The organism is Aquabacterium sp. G14 (genome assembly GCF_037482285.1).
In the GTDB taxonomy this organism is placed as follows: domain Bacteria; phylum Pseudomonadota; class Gammaproteobacteria; order Burkholderiales; family Burkholderiaceae_C; genus Aquabacterium.
This window is the reverse complement of sequence record NZ_JBBEYB010000006.1, coordinates 202,629-210,176: the sequence shown is the minus strand read 5'-3', so window position 1 is coordinate 210,176 and position 7,548 is coordinate 202,629. Positions and strand designations below refer to the sequence as shown.

4 protein-coding genes are annotated in these 7,548 nt (G+C 61.2%); all 4 read right to left on the bottom strand.

All coding sequences use genetic code 11. From position 1 onward, the window contains the following. A partial coding sequence (locus WIT60_RS09065; protein WP_339583616.1) for a type VI secretion system Vgr family protein occupies positions 1-2,308 on the bottom strand: 2,308 nt, incomplete at its 3' end. 60 nt (positions 2,309-2,368) lie between these two features. Then, a complete protein-coding gene (locus WIT60_RS09060) occupies positions 2,369-3,436 on the bottom strand; it encodes a hypothetical protein (RefSeq protein ID WP_339583615.1) in 1,068 nt (355 codons plus the stop codon). Continuing rightward, on the bottom strand, positions 3,433-6,537 hold the full coding sequence (locus WIT60_RS09055) for a T6SS effector BTH_I2691 family protein (RefSeq protein ID WP_339583614.1): 3,105 nt from the start codon (positions 6,535-6,537) through the stop codon (positions 3,433-3,435). Before WIT60_RS09055 ends, WIT60_RS09060 begins: the two co-directional genes overlap by 4 nt. Further along, a complete protein-coding gene (locus tag WIT60_RS09050; protein ID WP_339583613.1) occupies positions 6,534-7,538 on the bottom strand; it encodes a DUF4123 domain-containing protein in 1,005 nt (334 codons plus the stop codon). The genes WIT60_RS09055 and WIT60_RS09050 overlap by 4 nt, the downstream gene beginning before the upstream one ends. Positions 7,539-7,548 lie beyond the last annotated feature (10 nt).

Genomic DNA, 7,548 nt, shown 5'->3' with positions numbered 1-7,548 from the left:
CCCCCCCCGTCAACTCCTTCATCGCCGCCTTGAAGCTCGCCTTGCCACTGGTGCCAATCTCGATGTTGCCACCTTCGATCTTCATGTAGCCGCCACCGCCATTGAGCACAATCCGGTTGGGTGCCGTGATGACGATGTTCGCCGCCGTGCTCTGCAGGTCAATGGCCTTCTGTGCGGTCAACGTGAAGGCATCGCTCTGCGCTTCGGTGCGCATATTGCCGCTGGCGGCGTGCAGCTTCATGCCCACGTCCTGCACCGCGCGTTGCTTGTCCTTGGCTTCTCCCCGGGTGAACAGGCTGATACCATCTTTGACGGCCCAGGCCTGGTGGCGTTGGGCCAGCAGGTTGGTGTCTTGCGCGGCGGTGAGGGTGGTGTGCTGGCCGGTGCTCAGCACTGTGTGCGCGGGAGTCAGTGCCGCGATATCACCCGCCGCGCTCATCACCAGGTCGGGCCGTTCGGTGGCCGGGATCTGGCCGTGTCCACCGTCAATGCCACGCGTGGCATCTTGAGATGTCCCGCCTTCAGCGTGAGTCGAGTTGCCACCACCCGATTGCTCCGTGCCGCGCAGGCTTTGCAGCGTGGCCTGCAAGGCAGCATGAGCAGGCAACTTGTCAGGCGCAGCCTCGCCCGGTAGATTGGCTAGGTGCGTCTGCGCGTTGGCGTGCAGGGCCGTCATCAGCTCGGCATGGCCACGCAGTTGGCTCTGCGCCTCGCGGCTGTTCATGGGCTGGCCTTGGGCCGTGCTGGTGCCGCCCGTACGGGCATGTGTGCTCACATGCAGGCCATGTGCGGCGCGCAGCGCGCCTTGGGCTTGCGTGTGCAACTCCAGCCCGTGGCCCCGATGGGCCAGGCGCAGGTTGTCGCTCTGTTGCAGCAGGTGGCCCATTTGCAGCCAGGTCTGGCTTTGCGTGGTGTGCACCAGGGTGCGGCCCTGACTGGGGGTGTCGTCGAACACCAGCTGGTTGTGCTCGCCGCTGCCCGCTTGCGAGGTGTCCAGGCTCTGGCTCTTGAAGCCGCTGAGCGTGGCGGTGTGGGCATGGCCTTCATGGGCGCCTTGCCGTGCACTGCCCGGAAACCACGCCGGAGCATTGCCCGTGGCACCAGCCGCGCCGGCGTTGACGCGGTTGCCCTGGGCGTCGGGCTGGCCTTCGCCGTTGTAGGTGGCACCAACGATGACGGGGCGGTCGATGTCGCCGTCCAAAAACTCCACCAGCACCTCTTGCCCCAGGCGCGGGATGAACACCCCGCCCCAGTTGGCCCCGGCCCACGATGACTGGGCCACGCGCACCCAGGTGCCCGAGGCGTCGGACGCCGGGGCGTTGTCATCCATCGGGGCGCTCAGGCGGTGGCTGGCCCGTGCCCCGCGTTGCCAGTGGAACTGCAGCTTGATGCGGGCGTCGCGGTCGTTGTGCACGGAGGCGTCCAGGCCCACCACCAGCGCAGTTTGCGTGCCCCACACGGTGGGGCGGGTGTGAACCAGGCGGCCTTGCGCATCCATCAGGCGCGGGCGCACCGGCACGCTCACGCGTTGGGCGCCAAAGCGGGCTTCATACAGCGGCTCGTCGCTGGCGTTGGCGCTCACGGCTTGCTGGCCGGGGCGCACCACGCTGCCCAGCAGGTGCTGCAAGCCGGCTTGCACATCGGCGCTGAGGTTGTTGCGGGCGCGGTGCACCACGCCTAGCACCACAAAGCGGGCTTCGTCATCGCTGCCCTGGGCCAGGCCGCTGTCGTGCTCGGGGTGTTCGAGCAGGGTGAAGGTGGTGCCCGGCTGCAAGGTGCGCACGGTGGCCGCCCCTTCAAAGCGCTTGCGCTCGGCCTGCAGGCTTTGCTGCTGGATCAGCACGCGGCGTTCGGCCTGGGCCGGGGTCTCGTAGGCGTAGGTGCCGGGCTGGTCGTGGTGTACCAGGGGCATGGGCTGCGAGTGGTCGGCACCGGCGTCCATGCTGGCGCTGTGGCTGTTCACAGCGCGGTAGTCCCAGCTGGCGGTCTGCACGCTGGTGCTCGCGACCTGACGGTGACCATGCCAGCGGGTGATGCTGTCTTCCTTGAGCACGGCGCCGGGCTGGGTGTAGCGGATGCGGGGCTGCGCGTTGGGCGCAAAGGCGCCGTTGTGGTCGGCAATCACCAGGGTGTGGGCGCCGAGGGTGCGCGGCTCGCTCGGGTCACCGTGGTGCTCGAACCAGCTGAACAGGCCTTCCTCGGCCCACAGGCGTTGCAAGAAGGCGAGGTCGGTTTCGTTGAACTGCGTGCACAGCGAGCGGCGGGCGAAGGCCTCGCGGTCGGCCACGTCGATGCGCCACTGCGGCATCAGGCAGCCTTGGCTGCGTGTACAGACCATGCCGTGTGGTGTCACGTCGGGCAGATTGCATTAACGCACAAAGAAATGCCAGATACCCCAGATCCACAGCGTCAAGCCTGCGGCCATGCAGGCCAGGTAGTAGATCTTCTCCCACGGGGCAAATACCGTTTGACGAGCAGGGACCAGGTTCACGCCGGTGATCGGAGGGCCGGGTGGCGGTGTCAGCGCGGGGTCAAGGCGCATTGCTTCGCTGCTCCACTCGGCGGCCACTTTGCCCAGCACGAAGGGGAAAGCGATTGCCAAGCCTAGTGCCAGTACGCCGTAGAACAGGGCGATCAGGGGCCAGGGCCATCGAGGCAAGCCGTTGTCACCCACGTCGATGAGGTAGGTGATGAAGCTGTGCTTGCAAGCTTCGAAGAAGTTGAGCTTGCCGCCGGGAACCAGTTTGATGGTCGATGGCAAAGCCGCGTCTTCGTGAGCCATGTAGCGGCGCAGGAACTCGAAGATGGCTTCGGCGTGCTGCATAGACGGAATCATGGCCATGAGAACGATGGAGCGCTCCAGTTTGCCCTGCGCGTTACGACGCACTGCGCGCAGGTGGAACGTCTGTGCAGCGGTCGCGCTCATGACGACTCGCTCAATGGCGAAATCGCAGTCTTGCCAATTCCAGCTCAGGAAACAGATGTCCTTGGCCCGCTTGAACTTGACGGTGGGGTCTGCGGCAATGATGCGTCCAGCTTTGCGGTCAAAAAGGACGAGGTTCTCGGAGACGCGGCGCAAGTCGAAAGAGAAAAAGGCGAAACATGCCCAAAGGGTCAGTAAAGTAATGCCCAGAAATACATAAAAGAAAGCGTCAAAACCGAAGTCTTTCCCCATTTTCTGAGTTAGATACCCAAAACCGATGACTCCAGGAAGGAATAGCAAACTAGCGAATATGCCTAGGCCTCTGCTGGCTCGTGCACCCGCAGCCCAAACGAGTCGGTTGGTATCCATGGACACCACCCAACCCATCTCACCGATATCACCGCTTCTGTCAATGTCCTTGGCTTGGTAGGTCAACGGGCCAATGGCCCCCAGCATCTGAAGCCAGGCGCGTTCATCTTTGGTAACGGACTGCGAAGAAGTGGAATGGCTCATGTGGGGGGGTAAATCAGATCTTGTCCTTCGGGGCTGGGCAGTATCCAGTTGGCATCGGTTTGTGACAAGGGTCTGTACTTCACATTCAGGCGGATGCGCTGGATTGATCGCGTTTCGGTGCGCGAGATCTCACCAGTTTTGGAGTCGGGCAAGCCCGCCTTCTTGTGTTGGCCGACCACGGTGATACGCAAAGATGCACCTTGCTCGGCTTTGGGGTTGGCAACAAATACTGTGATTGGCCCCATGCTCTGGGGGGCTACCGTAGGCGCAATGTAGCTGCTGAAGGTGCCGGTTTTAAGCATGGAGCTACCAGTGACGGCGTGGGTCTTGCCGTTGGTATCGGTGATGTCGAGTTGATAGCTGAGTTGCGACTGAGCGTCCAGAGGTTGCGTGTTGAGGCGAATGACCACGCTGTGTCGCCCCATGACGGTGGAGCCGCTGGCTTCGACCTCTATCGGCAACTGGAACAGGTTGTTGTAATGGGCTATCTCCGCCTCAGGACTGAATTTGGTCGGGGCGGTGCCAACCAGACTTTGCTTGAGCCAGGCTTCGATGGGGTCGTCGGTGGCTTCTGCCGCTTTGTAGGCTACATACACGCCCACCACCACGATGCCCACGGTCAAGATGGCCCAACCGGCTGGACCGATGCCCATCAGCGTGCCCCCCACCAGAGAGCCAGCACCGCTGCTGGCGGTGAGGGCTCCGATGCTGCCCGTGATTCCGCCGGCTGCACTGGCAACGGCTAGACCCGCAGTCCACCTAGCTGCGTCATTGTCCCCGCCAGATCGCAATGCATACGCCTTAAACCCAGATGCGACTCCCATCGCAATCCCCGACACCCCCCCCAGCACACCACCCACCGCTGCAGCACCACGCACGAAGTTGGCCACCTGAAGGCGCCCACCGAGCACCGGCCTTACCGTAGCCAGATCCACACCTTTGATTTTGGCTCCTATCTGGATGCTGGCCGCTGTGATTTCTGATACGGCAGCCATCATGCCTGCCAGGGCTGCAAAATATGCCGCAGTCAGCTCAATCGCTTTGCCATCACTGCCGCTTCCTTCAAGATCTTTGCTGACTTGATTCAGGCTCATGACCTGAAAATACAGTACCCCGCTGGCCAAAACGGCATTGCCTCCGCCTTCGCGCAGGACACCTGCGAAGCGGCGCCAGACGCTATTGCCAGATACTGCGGTGGCAATGGGCAAGGGTGCTGAATTGGCTGGAGTGGCGGGAGGGCGCGCCCCTGTCGCGTGCTGGATGCCCGCGGTGGTGGGTTCTCCCACGTTCACCCAGGTTGTTTTTCGCCATACCTGCAAGACGACAAAGCGCGTTTGCATAACAGCTACGCCGCCTTTTGCAGCAAGCACATCCGTGGCTTCGAGAAGGTTGTAGCGCCAACTCACGGTGTTTGCCTTACGCACGGTTTGCACCCGAGCCCCAGCAGCCGTGCCCCAGCCCGCAGCCTTGGCGTCGATGGCTGCCTGTTGTGGCGTCACACTGTGGCGCATGGGGGCGACGCGCAGCCCTGCCCAGAGAGCCGTGATCAGCACGGCACGTGCGCCCGTCTTGCCCAGAGCAGAAGTGGCCTCTCCCACATTGGATGCCGATACATGCAACAACTTGGCGATGGCTGCTGCTATGGGATCAGCGCCCCCGGCGCGCAAGCGCATCAACATACCCGCTGCGTCTGTTGGGAGGCTCTTCTCGAATTCGTCAATGGCAGACCAGAGGCCCTTGACTGCCTCCACTCCGTTGGGCATGAGGTCTTTTGTGTCACTCAAGCGTGAAAGCAAACTTTTACTGTTGCCCGCCAGGGCTCGCCACAAAAGGTTGCCTTCATCTTTGATGTCACCTTGCATCCACGACTGGATCAGACTTCGCTCGGCTGTCTGTGTGCCTGCGCCGTGCAGACATGCTGCTCCGGCAATAGCCGCTTGCATGCCCTCGCATAGGTTCGTGCTGTCGAAATCATTTGCAAAAATCGCACCCATGCCAGGGCGGCGCATCCAGGCGGCCCAATCCTGACCCAAGGTACTCAAGCGCTGATCAATGAGCTTGAGCTTGCCATCACGCTCCTTGAACTTGGCGTCGAGTGTGGCTTGGTTATAAGCCTTGCTGTAGAGGTCATTCCAGCGCTTGATGTCGCCTTGTTTTTCGCATTGATTCTTGAATCCTGCAGCCGCCCTGTGAATGAAGTCATGGCGCAGGTACGCTTTGATCACTGCGGCGCGCTCGACCTGCGCAGCATTTCTTGCGGCATTGAGAGTGTTGGCGACGCCGAGGTCATCAGACAGTACGATCACGGCGCCTGTTTTGCCTGCTGTGTTGGCAGATATCTTCGCCATGGCCTGAGCCAGTTTGCTTGCCTGATCACTGCGCGCCTGAAGGGTGTCTATTGCTTGCCCGTTGATGGTGTCGCGCGTCACTTGGTCGGCATAGTCGGCAACCACCTGGCCAATGTTGGGTGTCATGGGTACGCCTGATCGGACGGCATTTTTTGCTTTGCTGTCGCCCCCCAGTGAGCCATTCGCTGCCGCCATGACATCCAGCTTGGTCATGCGCCTGTCCCGACATCCGCCTTCGTTTGAGGCATAGGCTTTCAGCACATTCTCCGTCCAGCGGTGTCTGCTGAAGGCGAGCCATACCGCGGCGTGCTTGTCCGGATCTATGGCAATGACTTGCGCAGGGATGTTGTCTCCTGAGCGCTTGCATTGCTCGGACATCGGCTTTTGGTCGGCCGCCGATGCAGGGCACATGCTGAGTGAGGGCACCAGGCGCAGCAGACCTTCTCGATCAACAACATAGATGTCCCAGGCCAGATTTGGTTTGAGGACATACAGGTACCCCGTAGGAAGGGTGCGAAGCACCATCCAGTGAGTTTTCAGGTCGTTGGTGACGTAGTGTGCGTCAAGGGCCTTGATTCCAGGGCTGCTTGCGCGCAGTTCTACCGGTACCGGCATGGGCACCACAGGCAGGATCGCCAAGCCAACCTTGTTGCAGTCTTTGCAGCCATTGCTGGGGCGAGCGTCATTCCCATTGAGAGAGGCCGCCTGCATGGCTTGTGTGGTTGAAGGTCGGCTCACAGTGGTTGTGGTCATGCTGAGAGGCTCCTTCTGTCTCGTTGATTGGGATGCCAGTTGGATTGCTGTAACTGCCCCCAGAATTGGTCGTCGAATCGTCCAAGGGCCGACATGACGTCTTGACCTGCGGTGGCAGAACGCTTCAATGCGATGTTGACCTCGGGGTGTTCATAAAACTGAAGATGACTAGTCAACCCGCATGCCACAAACACCTGTTCGTCGCGCTCAGTGTCAAAACCAAGGATGTGACAGGCTTGAAGCAACGCATCAATGTGAGATGCGATTTCGTGTGTAGGCGTGATGCCCCATTCGTGCGCCTGTGCCATTGCCATGTTGATGGCACCTATGCGGGATAAGGCTGCCCATTGAAGCGGCGTGCAGGGCTTTGCGCCCACTTTCATCCGGGGCACGCCGATCACTGGATGTGCACGATTGGTGTCGGCGGGGGGCAATGCCGTGAGCTGGTGTGTCATGTCAAGAGTCAGCCACGTTCCGGCTGCATCACGCAATGACGCCCACTCTAAGGGGGGCATGACTCGGGGCAGGTGCCACATGACACGAGGATCCCAATACCGGAACGGTCTACGGGAGCCATCAGGCTTGCGTATGAGCGCTGCGTCTGAAAGACGAGCGGCAAGAGTTCGTGGTGCAGCCTCTCCAATGATCCAGGCGCAGACTTGTCGTGTCGCCGCTGTGGGCCTGCCGGCGAGGGCGTCCATGAGCGCGATGCGCAGGGTGCATTCGATCACACGCTCAGCCGTATGTTCTGATGGCGCATGGAGCAGATACGGCATTGCCTCGGGTTCAATGTCGTCGTGCGCAATGAACAATGGCACACGTTGTAGTACCCCGTTGCTCAGTGCGTTTTGAACAATTGTGTCATCGCAGACAGTGTGATTCAGCGCTGGGTCGATGAACACTGAAATGGACGCATCTTGGTTGGGGGGCAAGTGAGTTCGCAGGGAGAGCACCGCCTTGGAAAGCAGTGCATCAAGAGGGCCATGGATGTCGTTCGACATGATTTGACGC

Bases quoted from the DNA above. Each gene is read 5' to 3' on its own strand.
- WIT60_RS09060 (WP_339583615.1), bottom strand. From the start codon at position 3,436: ATGAGCCATTCCACTTCTTCGCAGTCCGTTACCAAAGATGAACGCGCC.
- WIT60_RS09055 (WP_339583614.1), bottom strand. From the start codon at position 6,537: ATGACCACAACCACTGTGAGCCGACCTTCAACCACACAAGCCATGCAG.
- WIT60_RS09050 (WP_339583613.1), bottom strand. From the start codon at position 7,538: ATGTCGAACGACATCCATGGCCCTCTTGATGCACTGCTTTCCAAGGCG.